Origin of the sequence: Virgibacillus doumboii, assembly GCF_902806455.1 — a bacterium.
GTDB lineage: Bacteria > Bacillota > Bacilli > Bacillales > Amphibacillaceae > Lentibacillus > Lentibacillus doumboii.
Genome location: NZ_CADCWQ010000001.1, coordinates 1,447,056 through 1,464,242 on the forward strand (window position 1 = coordinate 1,447,056; position 17,187 = coordinate 1,464,242).

Below are 17,187 nucleotides of genomic sequence, written 5' to 3' on the forward strand. Positions count from 1 at the left end.
TTTCTGAATGGTTAGTTATATGAAAAAAAGGGTATTTTAGTTAGCGAAAGATTTTTAAAGAGGAGGAATTAAATTTGCGAGGTCAATCTTATGTTATATTAGCGCTTATCTTCGTCATTATTGTTGCTATTTTTGCAGTTATTAATGTTGATCCTGTTGAAGTGAACTATTTATTTGGCAGCGGTGAAGCACCATTAATACTGGTGATTCTATTCTCTGTGCTAATGGGAGGAATAATAACCGCAGCAGTTGGGTTAGTGAGAATGATTCATCTGCAGCGGGAGCGAAAATCCCTTTTGGCTGAAAACAAGCGGTTAATAGATACTTTAGAAAGTCATCAGTTGTTGGATGAAGTCGATACCAATAATCAAGATGCTAATGATTCAGAAGAAAAATAACCTGATTGCGACCCTTGGCTTACTCTAGTATAATAGATTGGTCAGGGGTGAAGTTATGTTACGGAGCAAGACAAAATGGAATTTTTTAGATATAAACAGTGAATCAATTTGGGATTTGAATGAAATATCCCCACTTGTTAAAGAACTTTTAGTGCAGCGGGGAATTAATTCTTCGGAAGCAGCACGAGAATTCTTGTCACCAGATTTGGCAAATTTACATAATCCCTTAGGGCTAAGCGGAATCGAAAAGGCAACAGATCGGGTACATAAAGCGATAGCCGAAAAAGAAAAAGTCCTTGTTTTCGGTGATTATGATGCAGATGGTGTTTCTTCAACAACCGTTTTGTTAGAGGCATTACAGGAACTGGGTGCCGACTGTGAGTATTATATACCAAACCGATTTACAGAAGGATACGGACCAAATGAGGATGCATTTAAAGCGGCAGCTGAAAATGGATTCAGTTTAATCATTACGGTTGATACCGGAATCGCGGCCGATCATGAAGCAACCATTGCAAAAGAGCTGGGAATTGACTTGATCATTACGGATCATCATGAACCACAGGAAGAACTGCCTGATGCTTATACAATCATTCATCCAAAATGCTCACCGGACTATTTATTTAAAGAGCTGGCAGGTGTGGGTGTAGCATTTAAATTCGCTGAGCATTTGCTTGGTTATTTTCCAAAACAATTCCTTGATTTGGCAGCTATTGGAACGATTGCCGATCTTGTTCCACTCGTTAATGAGAACAGGATACTTGCTTATTACGGACTTAAGACTTTATCAACAACCGGGCGACCGGGGCTGATTGCACTTAAAAAAGTATGTAATATTACCGGCAATGTAAATGAAGAGGATATTGGTTTTAAAATAGGACCAAGAATTAATGCGGTTGGCCGATTACAGGACGCTGATCTGGCTGTCCAGCTTATGTTGGCCGATGATCAGGAGGAAGCAGATCACATAGCTGAAATGGTTCAATCATTAAATCAGGAGCGTCAAAAAATAGTCAGTGATATTGTAAAAGAAGCTGATAAGATGGTTGGTTCTATTGATGAACAAGGAGTAATTGTCGTTGCAAAAGAAGGCTGGAACCAGGGTGTACTTGGTATTGTAGCATCGAACCTTGTACGGAAATATGATCGCCCAGCTATCGTCCTCAGTATATTACCGGAAACGAATCAGGTAAAAGGGTCCGCCAGAAGTATTCCTGCATTTGATTTATTTGCAAATTGCATGAAAATAAGGGATGTTTTCACTCATTTTGGAGGGCATTCTCAGGCTGCAGGTATGACCTTGCCGCTGGAAAATTTGAATACCCTGCAATCAGAGCTTAACAAAATAATCAGTCAGCAGCTATCGAAAGAAGATTTCGCACAGGAAATTGAGGTTAGTAAGACAATTGCTGTTCCGGAAGTTAACGAAGAAATTGTTAACGAGATTAGCCAGCTGGCACCATTCGGTATGGCGAATCCAAAGCCGATTTTCCATTTGAAGCACATCCCATCCGATGTACGACAAATAGGAAATATGAAAAAACATTTGAAAATGCAATTTAAACAGGACAATACATATATTGATGGAATAGCTTTTGGCTTAGGAAATCTATATGATTATATTTCTCCGATGACTCCTGTCTCTGTTGCTGGTGAACTTGGTATTAATGAATGGAACGGGAATAAGAAGGTTCAAATCGTTGTTCAGGATATGAAAATTGAGGACAAGCAGCTCTTTGATCATCGTGGAAAAAAGGGATTTGATATTACCCCTTTTGTGAATCAGGATACAAGCCACATTGCTGTGCATTATACGGTGCTGAATGACCGAAGCGGGATTCCTGATCATGTTACATGTATTACCTATGAATCTGACATTAGTATGCTTGATCATGCTGATACACTTTATTTGTACGAGCTGCCAAGTAATTTGGAGGATCTTCGGGATTTGGTAAGAACAATTAATCCGGTTAATATTCATGTTTGCTTTCAGTTGGAAGATAGTGTTTTCATGAAAGTTTTTCCATCCAGGGAAGATTTTAAATGGTTGTATGGACTAGTTGCCAAGCGCAGACAAATCGACCTGCAAAAAGAATTACCAATGATTATGGATGCGAAAGCATGGACAAAAGATAGGGTACTATTTATGTCCAACGTGTTTTTTGAATTGGAATTTGTTAAAATAGAGAATGGTATTATTAAATATAATCCAAACCCTGTTAAGCAGGATTTGGCTAACTCAAAATTATATCAGGAACGGCTTAATCAGGCTGAGATTGAAAAAGTTCTTTATTATTCGACATATGAAGAATTAAAAAACTGGTTTATAACTTGTATTCAAGATGGGCAAGCACCCAAGGAGGAACTGACGTATGGATTATAAAAAATACATTAAAATTGTTGAAGACTGGCCAAAAGAAGGCATTCAGTTTAAGGATATTACTCCATTAATGGATAATGGTAAAGCATTTAAATCTGCTGTAGATGAGATCGTTGAATTTGCAAAGGAAAAAGATATTGACCTTGTGGTGGGACCTGAAGCACGTGGATTTATCATAGGCTGCCCTGTTTCATATGCGTTGGAGATCGGCTTTGCTCCGGTTAGAAAAGAAGGGAAATTGCCAAGAGAAGTTATTAAAATGGATTACGGTCTGGAATATGGCAAAAATGTGCTGACCATCCACAAAGATGCAATAAAACCCGGACAGCGCGTTTTGATTACGGATGATTTACTTGCAACTGGTGGTACAATAGAGGCAACGATTCAATTAGTTGAAGAACTCGGCGGAGTTGTTGTCGGCTGTGCATTTTTAATTGAACTTTCCTATCTCAATGGATTGGAAAAACTTGAAGGCTATGATGTACTAACCTTGATGAGTTATTGATTTTCAATAAATATAATTGGGTCTGACGAAGCTGTTTGTGTTATTCGTCAGACCTACTCATATCACAGATCGATTAAATAACATATAATGTCTAAAATATTTAATAGTTTTTTCTTTACATTTATTCAAAAATTTTTAATACTGTTAGAAAGTATTCTCTACTACGAATTCGGGTGATTATATGGCAAAAGAAGATATCTTAACAATTGAAGACGTACTTGGTAAGGCTCGCCGCTATCTTACAGAAGAAGACACGTTGTTTCTTCGTCGTGCGTATGATTTTGCAGAATCAGCACATAAGGACCAATTCCGAAAATCCGGTGAGTCTTATATTGTTCATCCAGTACAGGTTGCCGGGATTCTGGTTGAACTTGAAATGGATCCGGAGACAATAGCCGGTGGTTTTTTACATGATGTCGTAGAGGATACAAATGTTAGTCTTGAAGAGTTGGAAGAACACTTTAACCATGAAGTAGCAATGCTCGTTGATGGAGTTACAAAGCTGGGGAAAATCAAATACAAGTCGAAGGAAGCACTGCAGGCGGAAAATCACCGGAAAATGTTTGTGGCAATGGCAAATGATATTCGGGTTATTTTGATTAAGCTTGCTGATCGCTTGCACAATATGCGGACACTCAAGCATTTGCCTCCTGAAAAACAACGCTTGAAAGCAAATGAAACGCTGGAAATATTTTCCCCGCTGGCACATCGATTAGGTATTTCAACGATTAAGTGGGAACTGGAAGATACAGCATTACGCTATTTAAATCCACAGCAATATTATCGTATTGTTCAACTGATGAAACAAAAGCGTGAACAGCGCGAGACTTATATTTCTGATGTAATGAATGAGGTTACAGACCAGCTGAAAGATGTCAACATCGAGGCGGATATTTCCGGAAGACCTAAGCACTTATACAGTATATACCGTAAAATGGTGAAGCAAAATAAACAGTTTAATGAAATATATGATTTATTGGCAGTCCGTATAATTGTTAATAGTATTAAAGACTGTTATGCGGTATTGGGAATTATTCATACGTGCTGGAAGCCGATGCCCGGCAGATTTAAGGACTATATTGCGATGCCAAAACCGAATTTGTATCAATCACTGCATACAACGGTGATTGGCCCCAAAGGCGATCCGCTTGAGGTACAAATCCGAACAAAAGATATGCATGAAATTGCCGAATACGGAATCGCAGCACATTGGGCTTATAAAGAAGGACGTCAATTATCCAAGGATAAAAAATCGTTTGAGGAAAAGTTGACATGGTTCAGGGAAATATTGGAATGGCAAAATGAGACACATGATGCGGAAGAATTCATGGAATCTCTTAAAGTGGATTTATTTGCCGATATGGTCTATGTGTTTACACCTAAAGGGGATGTCATTGAACTGCCATCCGGATCAGTGCCACTTGATTTTGCTTATAAGATTCATACAGAAGTCGGGAACCAGACTATTGGTGCGAAAATTAACGGCAAAATGGAGCCGCTCGATTATCAATTAAAAAATGGGGACATTATTGAAGTAATGACCTCAAAGCATTCATATGGCCCATCACAGGATTGGCTGAAAATTACACAAACATCACAGGCAAAAAATAAAATCAAACAATTTTTCAAAAAACAACGGCGGGAAGAAAATATCAGCAAAGGGAAAGAAGCGGTTGATAAAGAAATCCGTGCACTGGGAATTGAACCGAAAGAAGTTCTGACCCAGGATAATTTAAAACGTATCTATGAGAAATTTAATTTTATAAATGAAGATGATATGTATGCTGCTGTTGGGTATCAGGGTATAACAGCTGCCCTGATAGCGACACGTCTGACAGATGAAATCAGACGTACAAAAATGAAAGAACAAAACCTGGAAGAGACTCTTGAGGAAGTTAAGAGTGACGTACCTAATAAAAAAATCCAGAAGCGAGATTCAGGTGTCAAAGTGGAAGGCGTAGATAACCTGTTGGTACGCCTGTCAAAATGCTGTAATCCGGTACCCGGAGATAATATTATTGGGTATATTACAAAGGGCAGGGGAGTATCTGTTCACCGCGCTGATTGTCCAAACGTTCAGACAGAAGAAGCGAAACAGCGGCGTCTCCATGTTGAATGGGAAAACAGTCAAATAGACAGAAAACAATATCACGTTGACCTTGAAATATCCGGGTATGATCGTCGTGGATTGTTGAATGAAGTTCTGCAGGCAGTTAATGAAACAAAAACAAATATAACCCATGTTACTGGACGTTCAGACCGTAATAAAATGGCTATTATCAATATAACGATTTTGATTCATAACACGAACCACTTAAGGAAAATTGTTGATCGTATTAAACAAATTAAAGAAGTTTATACGGTAACACGAACAATTCACTAGAAAAAGGGGTACTTTTTATATGAAGGCTGTTATTCAACGCGCAAATAGTTCCAGTGTATCGGTAGAAGGTGAAATAGTTGGCGAAATTGACCATGGATTTGTTATCCTTCTTGGTGTAACGCATGATGATACGGAAGAAGATGCATTATACCTGGTTAATAAACTGGTTCATCTTCGCATTTTTGAAGATGAAAATGAGAAGATGAACCTATCGTTAAAAGATGTTTCCGGAAAGGTTTTGTCCATCTCCCAATTCACACTGTTTGCTGACACTCGAAAAGGGAGACGGCCCAATTTTCTTGAAGCAGCTAAACCGGATCATGCAGACAAAATGTACCGCCACTTCAACCAGCTGATTGAAGAGCAGGATGTCCGTGTTGAAACAGGAAAATTTGGTGAAATGATGAATGTACAGTTAACAAATCAGGGACCGGTAACAATCATTTTGGATAGTAAAGATAAGTAGTTAGGAAGAGGTTGGGACGAAACAAAAATGTGTATCAGAAGATGAAAAATGTGAACTTAGCGGAGCGGTTACACGCACCGTTTTCCAGTTAATTCGTATTTTTCTATTGATAAAACAATTTTGTCCCAGCCTATTCTATTTATTTTTGAAATACTTATTTAACCCGTTTACAATTCCTGTAACCAGTTTTTTCTGATAAGCATTTGTTTGCAGGATCTGCTCCTTTTTAAGATTGGAGATGAAACCTAATTCGACAAGTATCGATGGTTTGAAATTCTGTCTTATTACGTGAAAATCTCCAAACACTGCACCCCGATTCCTGGCACCAGATTCTTTTGTTACTTCCTGCAGAACATATTCGGCTAATTTTTGGTTGCTCTCGTCATAGTAATATGCCCCGATTCCGGTTACATTCGGCAATGATGGAACACTGTTGTAGTGAATACTTATAAAAGCATCTGCATCGGTTATATTGGTAAGACTTGTTCTGCTTGCCAGTGAAATAAATTCATCATTTTTCCTTGTTAGAACAACTTCTGCGCCGAGTGCAGTCAGCTCCTGTTTTAGTTCCTGCATTGTTTTAAAAGTGAAGTCCTTTTCATATGTACCACTTGCACCGATTGCCCCTACATCACGTCCGCCGTGACCTGCATCAATAACAATTTTCTTGTTGTTAATCCCCTGTTCAGCTGATGATTTATTTTTCTCAACGAATTCTTTTAAAAGATAGCCGCTCATTTCTTTGTTCTCAACCCTATACCAGTTGGATTCTTTGGATAGGACATTAAATTCAGTTCCTTTATCGGCAAATCCACTAATTTCATAAGTGGCAGATGGTCCTTCACGCAAATGCGTATTGTCCTGTTGAATCGTAATATGTTTTACAGGACTTTTGTTATTTGTTGTTGTTGTATTCTCTGATTCTGATGTGTTTCTGATTTTTACATAGTCGGTTGTGACCCAGCCAGTCCCGTCTTCCAATTGAATTTTGACCCAGTTGTTTTGCTCTTCCAATATCGGATAAATTTCATCGGTATGTACCTGGTCAATCTGTTCAAAATCAGTACCCGGCCCAGTCCGAACGTTCAGATTATCTGTAGTAATGATTGCTTCGTTTGCATTTACAGTGGATGAAAAGGCCAGAAATAAAATGCTGAAAAATAATATCGCCGTTTTCTTTACATGCAATCAAGTTCCTCCTCCAAACAATAGATTGATTCTATTTTAATAAAAAGTTTTCAATTAGGCAAAACTAGAATAACTGAGGGAGGAATGTTGCAGATGCGAATACATGATAAACATTGGAACGCGAATTCCAGCAACGATATTTATGGGATGAATTTTCACCGGTTTATGGAAATGGAAGATCAGTTCAACCATATGGAAATTGCCGAAGAATTGGGCATTTCGCTTGGTGAAGTTAAAATGTTGAAGAAAAAGATAACTCGTGCTTGACAATACTCAAGGGAAACATTATGATAATAGTCACTCAATAATCAATTAAAAGTGACAGATGGAAAAGAACCAGTGAGGGAAAAAGTAATCGGACAGCATGTGAAAAGAGAGAAAATGTCATCGGCTGAAAACATTTTCACACATTGCCCTGATGAAAGACATTCCTTAGGCTCTATATCGAATAGATTGTTTGTAGGTATAGACGTTTTGCAGGCGTTAACTGTGAAGAGCGGATGCAATAATTGCGTCAACCAGGGTGGCAACGCGGGTTAACTCTCGTCCCTTTTTTAATAGGGGATGAGGGTTTTTTTATGTTATTAAAAAAGAGGGGGTATTGCAATGAACATGAAGGCGCCAAGAGGTACTGTAGATATTTTGCCGGAAGAAGCTAAAAAGTGGCGGTTTGTTGAGAATCAACTAAAAGATATTTGTGAAAGATTTCATTATGATGAGATCCGAACACCGTTGTTTGAACATACGGAACTGTTTCAGCGTGGTGTTGGGGATTCAACGGATATTGTTCAAAAAGAAATGTATACATTTGAGGACCGGGGCGGGAGAAGCCTGACATTACGGCCTGAAGGAACCGCTTCAGTTGTCCGGGCATTCGTCGAAAACAAGTTATTTGGAAATCCGAATCAACCTGTTAAGCTTTATTATTTTGCACAAATGTTTCGCTATGAGCGGCCACAGAAGGGAAGAATGCGCCAGTTAAATCAATTTGGCGTGGAAGTAATGGGAAGTGCAGATCCTGCTGTAGATGCTGAGATAATTGATTTAGCCATGACGTGTTACAAGGAATTGGGGTTAAATTCTCTGAAGCTGGTTATAAATTCACTGGGTGATAATGAGAGCCGGAGAAATCACCGTGACGCACTGGTTGAACACTTCACACCACATAAGGATGAATTATGTAAAGACTGCCAAACTCGTTTAGAACAAAATCCGATGCGTATTTTGGATTGCAAAACAGATCGTGACCATCCGGCAATGCAAACCGCACCATCGATTTTGGATTATTTAAATGAAGAATCAAGCGCCTATTTTGAGCAGGTTAAGAACTATCTAACGATGATGGGAATTGATTTCACAGTTGATAAAAACCTTGTGCGCGGTCTTGATTATTATAACCATACCGCCTTTGAAATTATGAGTGAAGCAGAAGGTTTCGGTGCGATAACTACATTGGCAGGCGGCGGCAGATATAATGGTCTTGTCGAGGAATTGGGTGGACCAAATACACCAGGCATTGGCTTTGGTATGGGATTGGAGCGATTAATAATGGCTCTTGAATCGGAAAACAAGGAAATGCCGATCGATAACCGCCTTGACTGTTTTCTGATTGCAGTTGGGGATGAAACAGAAGAAAAAGCCGTTCAGCTTGTACATGAATTGCGAGAAAATGGCATTCAGGTCGATAAGGATTATCAGGGACGCAAAATGAAAGCACAATTCAAAGCAGCAGATCGATTACAGGCAAAATATGTAATGATACTAGGCGGCAATGAACTGGAGCAGCAAGTCATCAATGTTAAGGAAATGAAAACCGGTGAGCAAGAGGAAGTTCCTATTGCACAAATAACCAAATACATGAGAGAGAAGCTTCTGGGAGGTAATGAACATGACTGAGCGAATCTTAGCTGGAACAATTGGTGAAAAAAACGTAGATCAGAATGTCCTTTTGAAAGGATGGGTACAAAAACGCCGTGACTTGGGTGGATTAATATTTATTGATTTACGTGATAAATCCGGCGTTGTTCAAGTCGTTTTTAATCCGGATCATTCCAAGACAGCCCTGGAAACAGCTGAGAATGTCAGAAGCGAATATGTCATTGAGGTAAAAGGGAATGTTGTTTTGCGTGATGAGTCAACCGTCAACCCGTTAATGGAAACAGGGAAGGTCGAAGTGATTGCAACAGATGTTGATATTTTAAATAAATCAAAGACACCGCCTTTTCTTATCCAGGATGAAACAGATGTTGCTGAGGACCTGCGATTAAAATACCGTTATATAGACTTGCGCAGAAGCGCGCTGCAAAAAACGTTTAAATTGCGTCATCAGACTACACAGGCAATACGAAATTTTTTGAATGACGACGGCTTTTTGGAAATGGAAACACCAATTTTAACAAAAAGTACGCCTGAAGGGGCAAGGGACTATCTGGTTCCAAGCCGCGTCCATCATGGTGAATTTTATGCACTGCCGCAATCTCCTCAGTTGTTTAAACAGCTGATTATGATGGGTGGATTTGAGAAATATTACCAAATCGCACGTTGTTTCCGCGATGAAGATTTAAGAGCTGACCGGCAACCGGAATTTACACAGATTGATATTGAAACTTCCTTTCTGACAAGTGATGAGATTATGGAAATGACCGAACAAATGATGAAATATGTTATGAAAGAAGTTAAAAATATCGATATCTCATTGCCGCTCAAGCGAATGCCTTACGATGAAGCAATGGAACGCTTTGGATCCGATAAGCCGGACACGAGGTTTGACATGGAGCTTATCCATGTATCAGACATTCTGCAAAATTCTTCATTTAAAGTATTTCAGGGAGCAATTGAAGCAGGTGGGAAAGTTTGTTTATTAAATGTAAAAGGGCAGGCTGCCAACTACTCACGAAAAGATATTGACAAACTAACGGAATTTGTAAAAGTATACGGTGCCAAAGGATTAGCCTGGCTTAAAGTAGAGGGTGAAGATCTAAAGGGACCAATATCCAAATTTTTAACAGATGAGGAAAAAACGGGCTTAATCAATCGTGCAAATGCTGAAGATGGTGACTTATTATTGTTTGGCTCGGATAAAGCGGCAATTGTTTATGACAGTCTGGGTGCTTTGCGGTTAAAGCTTGGCAAAGAATTGCAACTCATAGATGGGAACAAGTTTGATTTTCTTTGGGTTACAGACTGGCCGTTATTTGAGTATGATGAAGACTTGGGTCGATATTTTGCAGCGCATCATCCTTTTACAATGCCGGCTGAGGAAGACTTTGACAAACTGACTGTAAATCCGGGTGAAGTTCGTGCAAAGGCGTATGACCTCGTTTTAAATGGCTATGAATTAGGCGGGGGCTCATTACGTATACACAAGAAAGAGCTTCAGGATAAAATGTTTGAAGTGTTAGGTTTTACAAAAGAGGAAGCTGCCGAGCAGTTTGGTTTTCTGCTTGAAGCACTGGAGTACGGTGCTCCACCACATGGTGGCATTGCTTTAGGATTGGACCGTATCATTATGCTGCTGGCAGGAAGAACAAACTTAAGGGACACAATTCTGTTTCCAAAAACTGCTTCAGCATCCGATCTGTTAACAGATGCTCCTGACGAGGTTAGTGACGAGCAGCTGGATGAACTAGCCATTCAGATTAAACAGAAATATGACTGAAAACGAAAAATGTAGTGGAAATGTAAAACATGTAATCAATACTTCATATTTATGAATATTGAATGACAGTTAAAATTATGGTATTCTATCCATACAATAAAAAAATATGAACAATACATCAATCCTGATGTGTTCGTCTTATATAAACGTTTTGACCGAACATTTATATACTTGGGAGCTTGCTAAAGTTTCCATGTTGCATACACGCCTCAATTGAGGAAGTATAATAATATATGGAACAGAGCACCCACCTGCCGAGAGCGGGATCAAAACTTACAATTAGGCGGCACAATTGGGATTGATGGAATACATAATGAATGGCAGAGAATCGCATGTGATGTTGACATGCGATTTTTTATTGATAAGTCCATCCGGCTAATAAGGCCTTTGTGTGATAACTGACTGGTGGAAAGAGCTTCAAAACTATAAAATAAACCAAAAGCTCGGGATACGCCCGAGCTTTTGGTTATTGGCTGGAACCGTTTGCTACCTGCTGCAGGTTTCCATTCTTGTCCATTCTGAATGCTGGTGCCTTCATAGACCCTTGATCATCAAGTACAGTCATTTTTCGGGCACGATCCATAATCTGCATAAATACCTGGTAATCTTCCTGTACTGTTGCAAATTGCTTTTCAGTGTCGGCTAGTTTTGTTTCCAATTCGTTTATCTGTTCCTTCAGCATCGTATTCTCGTTTTGTATTTGTTCAAGCGATGCTTTTGATTGATTGGAAGCATAATAGTCTTTTTTAACTTGCTTTAAAAATTGGATGACTGAATCCATATTAATAGATGGTTCTTCCGATGATTGTGAATTATCATCATAGTTTTGAGGTACAGGTGCCATAGGCTGTTTTGCCTTCACTGTTTTTACTACATTTGCCCGTTTCTTTTCTTTCCGCTGCCGCTTTGCAAGATCAATAGCATTATCATATTTCCCTCTTACCTCAGCATTCCAACGAAATCCGCATGCAGCTGACGTACGATTCAGCTTATCACCGACTTCTTCAAATGCATTTAATTGTGTACTGCCTTCTCTGATATGACGTAAAACTGTCTCAGCCAGCAGCAGGTCATCTTCGTGTGACCAGGCATCTTGTCTTACCTTAACCATATATTCAACTCCTTTTTCAATTACAGCCATTACATAGATTTTTAACTTTATTCTTATTGTGACCGCTTGAAAAAGGAATTATACCTCTATTATCTAGTATTATTTTTTATCAGACTGTATTTTTTCATAAACTTGTTTTAACGCCTGCTCAAATTTGCCGGAATCCTTAGGCTGATAGTAATCTGCATTTTTTAGTTTATCCGGTAAATATTGTTGGTTAATCCAGCCATTCTGATAGTTATGCGGATATTTATAGTCGATTCCCCGTCCCATTTTTTTGGCGCCCTGGTAGTGTGAATCTTTAAGGTGTGCGGGAACATCTCCGCTCCTGCCGCTACGTATATCGGCCAATGCACTGTCCAGTGCCTTATACGCTGTATTTGACTTAGGTGATAAACTAAGTTCGATGATTGCGACTGATAAAGGTATTCTAGCCTCCGGAAAGCCTAATCGTTCAGCCGCCTGTACTGCAGCGATTGCACGTGGTCCCGCCTGTGGATTTGCCAGACCAATATCTTCATACGCACAAACAATCATCCGTCGGGCGATACTATCAAGATCTCCTGCTTCAATCAATCTTCCAAGGTAATGGAGTGCGGCATTGGCATCACTGCCCCGGATAGATTTCTGGAATGCGGATAACACATCATAATGGGCATCACCATCTTTATCATGTGAGAAGCTTTTTTTCTGCATGCATTCTTCAGCAGCATCCAGTGATATGATAATCTTTCCATTGTCATTTTTGGGTGTGGAAGATACAGCAAGCTCAAGGCCATTCAGGGCAGAACGCATATCTCCATTTGCAGCAAAGGCCAAATGGTCCAGTGCTTCATCAGTTAATTCAACTGGTTGTGATCCTAATCCATTTGTATCATCGTTTACAGCTCTGAGAATAGCAGATTTAATGTTTTCCACTGTCAATGGATGAACTTCGAATAGATGACAGCGACTTCTGATTGCCGGATTGATGGAGTGATATGGGTTACTGGTCGTACAGCCGATTAGTGTTACAATATTACTCTCGATATGTGGAAGCAAAAAATCCTGTTTTGCTTTGTCCAGTCTATGTACTTCATCCAGTACTAATACTGCATGACCTGTCATTTTGGCCTCTTCAACGACAATTTCCATATCTTTCTTTTTGTCAACAACCGCATTCAGCATTTTTACTGGTATTTGCAGACTTTTACCCAGTGCAACGGCCATCGACGTCTTTCCGGTTCCGGGCGGTCCAAATAATATCATGGATGCCAGTCGTTCGGCTTCAATCATCCGATGTAATATTTTTCCTTCGCCTACCAGGTGGTCCTGTCCGATAATGTCATTAATATGTTCAGGTCTCATGCGAAATGCAAGTGGTTTTTGTTTCATTTTTATCGTCCTTTATATATAATAATAGGTTGTATATTAAATCGTAATTCTGATTTTGATAAAATGCAAGAAACACTCTATTCATGCTATAATAACATGAGTTAAGACGAACCAACGTATATTTTGACTGGTTTATGAATTTTTAGAGGTGTTAATAATGAAGATATCGACAAAAGGCCGTTATGGTTTAACAATAATGATTGAACTTGCACGAAAACATGGGGAGGGTCCCACTTCGTTGAAGGAGATTGCCCGTGAAAAAGATTTATCTGAGCATTATCTTGAGCAGTTGGCATCACCACTTAGAAATGCCGGTTTGATCAAGAGTGTCCGCGGAGCATATGGAGGATATGTGTTGGCAAAGGAACCGGATGAAATTAAAGCCGGGGACATCATCCGTGTACTGGAAGGACCGATTACACCGGTGGAAGGTATAGAGGATGAAGAACCTGCAAAACAAGCATTATGGATACGTATCAGAGATGCGGTAAAAGATGTACTGGACACGACGACCCTTGAAGATTTGAAACGTCATGAGAACGATCAGCAACGGGACGCATATATGTTTTATATCTAATGAACAAATAGGAAGGAAATGTAAAAGATGGATCATATTTATCTGGATCATGCTGCTACAACACCTGTGGACAAACAAGTAGTCGAAGTGATGAATCCGATATTTGCTGATGTTTTTGGAAACCCGTCAAGTATTCATTCATTTGGCAGAAAAGCACGCCGGTTGATGGACGAAGCAAGACGAACAATGGCCAAAAGTATTCACGCAAATGAAAAAGAAATTGTTTTTACCAGTGGTGGAACGGAAGCCGATAACTTAGCGCTTATCGGAACAGCTCTTGCCAATAAAAATAAAGGAAACCATATTATCACTACAGTACAGGAGCATCACGCAACGCTTCACACTGCAGAAGAACTTGAACAGCAGGGATTTAATGTTACTTATTTGCCTGTTGACGAAACCGGAAGAATTTCAGTGGATGACCTAAAAGCGGCATTGACTGATTCAACGATCCTTGTATCAATCATGTATGTTAATAATGAAACGGGTGTTGTACAGCCAATTGAAGAAATTGGTCAGGTGCTAAAAAGTCACCAGGCTTATTTTCATACAGACGCGGTACAGGCTTATGGCTTAAAAGATATTAATGTCGAAGAATCAGGTATCGATTTGTTAACTGTCTCTTCACATAAAATAAACGGACCAAAGGGTATAGGTTTCTTGTATATTTCAAATGACGTAAAAATAGAGGCGCTGCAGTTCGGCGGTGAGCAGGAAAGGAAACGCAGGGCCGGGACCGAAAATGTTGCCGGAGCTGTCGGATTTCAAAAAGCTGTTGAACTTTCAGTGGGGAACAGGGCACAAAGAAACGAAAAGTATCAGGCTTTTAAAGAACAGTTCATTGAACGATTAACTGAAAATAACATTGACTTTAAATTAAACGGTGATCCACATTATGGGATTGCGTCGACCGTAAACATCAGTTTTCCCGGAACAAATGTAGAGTCATTATTAACCAATTTTGACTTGGAAGGTATTGCCGCTTCAAGCGGGAGTGCTTGTACTGCGGGTTCTGTGGAGCCATCACATGTATTATCAGCCATGTATGGTGAAAATAATGAACGAACGAAGAATTCAATACGGTTCAGCTTTGGATTATTTAATACGGAAGAGAATGTCAAAGAAGCAGCAGATCGTGTTACAAAAATAGTTAAACGATTAACAGCATAGAAGGTGGTGAAAGAAATGAAAAGCAACAAAGATACACGCGTGGTTGTTGGAATGAGCGGTGGTGTTGATTCATCGGTTGCCGCACTCTTACTAAAAGAACAAGGTTATGATGTGGTAGGGATTTTCATGAAGAACTGGGATGATACGGATGAATTTGGTGTTTGTACTGCTACTGAGGATTATGACGATGTAGTCCGGGTATGTAACCAGCTTGATATCCCTTATTTTGCAGTCAACTTTGAGAAACAATACTGGGATAAAGTATTCACCTACTTTTTGGATGAATATAAAGCAGGAAGAACACCAAATCCTGATGTCGTATGTAACAAAGAAATTAAATTCAAGGCATTTCTTGAGCATGCACTGTCACTTGGTGCGGACTATCTTGCAACTGGACATTATGCACAGGTGCGAATTAACGATGGAAAAGTTGAAATGTTGCGTGGAGTTGATGATAACAAGGATCAAACGTACTTTTTGAACCAGCTGACTGAAGACGTTCTTGAAAAAGTCATGTTTCCATTAGGCAATATGGATAAAAAAGAAGTACGGGAGATTGCATACGAGCACGGCCTTGTAACTGCAACCAAAAAAGACAGTACAGGCATTTGCTTTATTGGTGAACGTAACTTCAAGGAATTCCTGAGCGAGTATCTTCCCGCACAACCAGGCCTGATGAAAACATTAACAGGCATTGAAAAAGGTAAGCATGATGGTCTTATGTATTACACAATTGGACAGCGCCAGGGACTGGGAATTGGCGGTGCCGGTGACCCATGGTTTGTTGTCGGAAAAAACCTTGATGAAAATGTGCTGTATGTGGAACAAGGCTTCGAAAATGAAAAATTGTATTCTGATGGCCTGATAGCCACTGATGTCAACTGGATTAACGAAACGGATGATAAAACAATTACATGCACAGCAAAATTTCGATATCGTCAAAAAGACAGTGCCGTTACAGTAACCAAATTGGAAAACGGCAAAGTACACGTTGAATTCAAGGAAACACAGCGTGCCATCACCCCAGGACAATCCGTTGTATTTTACGATGGCGAAGTATGCCTGGGCGGCGGCACCATTGATGAAGTATTAAAAGATGAAGAACAGCTGGAGTATGTTGGATGATTTTCTTATTAATTGTTTTATAGTGTATTAAGCTTTTGTCGCTTGAAGTGGACACTAAGCATTGAAAGATTGCAGAAGCATAGAGATGCACCACTCAAATTGACTTTGGATTAACAGTTTATTATTTATCATCGTATTTGATATATAATGCGCAGTAACTGTTGGAATATAAATAAAGACTTCTCGCCCCTCCGTCCGGAATCGCTCCAGGCGGATGCTTTCACACCTCTGGGTACCAAGGCGACATCTGCTCAAAAATTCTTTTTTCGCAGTGTCTTCTTAGCCGCGGGCACGGCCTCAGCCTCCTCGAGAAGGGTGCTCGTCGTGTTGCGAGTGTTTTCAGAGAAGCAGCACTCCTCGCAACTCGTAGCATATTCGGTGGATGTTTCGCTCGTCACTCTGCGGGGTCTTCGGACTCGTGCTATTCCCGCAGGAGTCACCGCCCTCCGCTCACCCGGACTAGTGAAGTGTTATCCTGTGTGTTTTATCCCGTTTCCTACTCCAACCAATAGTTCATAGACGTAGAACCTAGCGGAGGAAATACACGGAGACTCCTGTGGGAGCAGAGGCCTAGATGAGACTACGCAGCGACGAAGGAGCAAGGAGGCTCATCAGCCGCCCACGGAAAGCGGAGTGTATTTCCGCAGCGGTAGACCAGAGCTAATATAAATTTACTGCACATAATATATCTTTTGCGCAAACAATCACTCCGAAAACAGCTTTTATGATCATCAGGGTTGTCAAGACAATAATTAGTAACGTTTCGTGTGTGCCACAGTTTACAATTTGAGTTTGTTTTATGGATGGGAACCAGGGCATTGTGAGACTGCCAAGTACGACAAGCACCGTGTA

At 39.9% G+C, this 17,187-nt stretch carries 14 protein-coding genes, 1 other RNA gene and 1 other annotated feature; of the genes, 12 read left to right on the forward strand and 3 right to left on the reverse strand.

All coding sequences use genetic code 11. The features are described 5' to 3' along the window. The first annotated feature begins 74 nt into the window (after positions 1-74). From G6R02_RS06910 to dtd, 5 genes are all read left to right on the forward strand, one after another. On the forward strand, positions 75-398 hold the full coding sequence (locus G6R02_RS06910) for a LapA family protein (protein ID WP_164668506.1): 324 nt from the start codon (positions 75-77) through the stop codon (positions 396-398). Between the two features lie 55 nt (positions 399-453). After that, a complete protein-coding gene (recJ, locus tag G6R02_RS06915) occupies positions 454-2,781 on the forward strand; it encodes a single-stranded-DNA-specific exonuclease RecJ (protein ID WP_164668507.1) in 2,328 nt (775 codons plus the stop codon). Further along, positions 2,771-3,283 carry an adenine phosphoribosyltransferase gene (locus G6R02_RS06920; protein WP_164668508.1) on the forward strand — a complete coding sequence of 171 codons (513 nt, stop codon included), beginning with the start codon at positions 2,771-2,773 and terminating at the stop codon, positions 3,281-3,283. Before recJ ends, G6R02_RS06920 begins: the two co-directional genes overlap by 11 nt. Before the next feature lie 181 nt (positions 3,284-3,464). After that, positions 3,465-5,666, forward strand: coding sequence for a RelA/SpoT family protein (locus tag G6R02_RS06925; RefSeq protein WP_164668509.1), 2,202 nt, complete (start codon positions 3,465-3,467; stop codon positions 5,664-5,666). A 19-nt stretch (positions 5,667-5,685) separates the two neighbouring features. Beyond that, on the forward strand, positions 5,686-6,132 hold the full coding sequence (dtd, locus tag G6R02_RS06930) for a D-aminoacyl-tRNA deacylase (protein ID WP_164668510.1): 447 nt from the start codon (positions 5,686-5,688) through the stop codon (positions 6,130-6,132). 135 nt (positions 6,133-6,267) lie between these two features. On the opposite strand, the gene G6R02_RS06935 is transcribed toward dtd, so the two are convergent. Then, on the reverse strand, positions 6,268-7,320 hold the full coding sequence (locus tag G6R02_RS06935; RefSeq protein WP_164668511.1) for an N-acetylmuramoyl-L-alanine amidase family protein: 1,053 nt from the start codon (positions 7,318-7,320) through the stop codon (positions 6,268-6,270). A 93-nt stretch (positions 7,321-7,413) separates the two neighbouring features. On the opposite strand from G6R02_RS06935, the gene G6R02_RS19925 reads away from it, so the two are divergent. The 4 genes from G6R02_RS19925 (at position 7,414) to ssrS (ending at position 11,281) form a co-directional block, all read left to right on the forward strand. Next, the gene (locus G6R02_RS19925; RefSeq protein ID WP_205520072.1) at positions 7,414-7,587 is read left to right on the forward strand and encodes a hypothetical protein; all 174 of its coding nucleotides are present in this window, start codon (positions 7,414-7,416) and stop codon (positions 7,585-7,587) included. Between the two features lie 63 nt (positions 7,588-7,650). Next, positions 7,651-7,874: a binding site (T-box leader), on the forward strand. 52 nt (positions 7,875-7,926) lie between these two features. Next, on the forward strand, positions 7,927-9,216 hold the full coding sequence (hisS, locus tag G6R02_RS06940) for a histidine--tRNA ligase (RefSeq protein ID WP_164668512.1): 1,290 nt from the start codon (positions 7,927-7,929) through the stop codon (positions 9,214-9,216). After that, positions 9,209-10,978: an aspartate--tRNA ligase gene (aspS, locus tag G6R02_RS06945; RefSeq protein ID WP_164668513.1), complete on the forward strand. Its 1,770-nt coding sequence runs from the start codon at positions 9,209-9,211 to the stop codon at positions 10,976-10,978. The genes hisS and aspS overlap by 8 nt, the downstream gene beginning before the upstream one ends. 118 nt (positions 10,979-11,096) lie before the next feature. After that, a non-coding RNA gene (gene ssrS / locus G6R02_RS06950) (6S RNA) lies at positions 11,097-11,281 on the forward strand. Between the two features lie 163 nt (positions 11,282-11,444). On the opposite strand, the gene G6R02_RS06955 is transcribed toward ssrS, so the two are convergent. Together G6R02_RS06955 and G6R02_RS06960 are read right to left on the reverse strand one after the other, a co-directional pair. Beyond that, entirely contained in the window at positions 11,445-12,089 is a 645-nt protein-coding gene (locus tag G6R02_RS06955) for an RsfA family transcriptional regulator (RefSeq protein ID WP_164668514.1), read from the reverse strand. A gap of 99 nt (positions 12,090-12,188) precedes the next feature. After that, positions 12,189-13,463 carry a replication-associated recombination protein A gene (locus tag G6R02_RS06960; protein ID WP_164668515.1) on the reverse strand — a complete coding sequence of 425 codons (1,275 nt, stop codon included), beginning with the start codon at positions 13,461-13,463 and terminating at the stop codon, positions 12,189-12,191. 157 nt (positions 13,464-13,620) lie between these two features. Here G6R02_RS06960 and cymR point away from each other — a divergent pair, with 157 nt between their 5' ends. From cymR to mnmA, 3 genes are read left to right on the forward strand one after another with little or no spacing between them, the layout of a single operon-like run. Further along, positions 13,621-14,040 carry a cysteine metabolism transcriptional regulator CymR gene (gene cymR, locus G6R02_RS06965; RefSeq protein ID WP_164668516.1) on the forward strand — a complete coding sequence of 140 codons (420 nt, stop codon included), beginning with the start codon at positions 13,621-13,623 and terminating at the stop codon, positions 14,038-14,040. Between the two features lie 27 nt (positions 14,041-14,067). After that, a complete protein-coding gene (locus G6R02_RS06970) occupies positions 14,068-15,210 on the forward strand; it encodes a cysteine desulfurase family protein (RefSeq protein WP_164668517.1) in 1,143 nt (380 codons plus the stop codon). A 15-nt stretch (positions 15,211-15,225) separates the two neighbouring features. Next, complete coding sequence (mnmA, locus tag G6R02_RS06975; RefSeq protein ID WP_164668518.1) at positions 15,226-16,335, forward strand: tRNA 2-thiouridine(34) synthase MnmA; 1,110 nt, start codon at positions 15,226-15,228, stop codon at positions 16,333-16,335. The last annotated feature ends 852 nt before the right edge of the window (positions 16,336-17,187 follow it).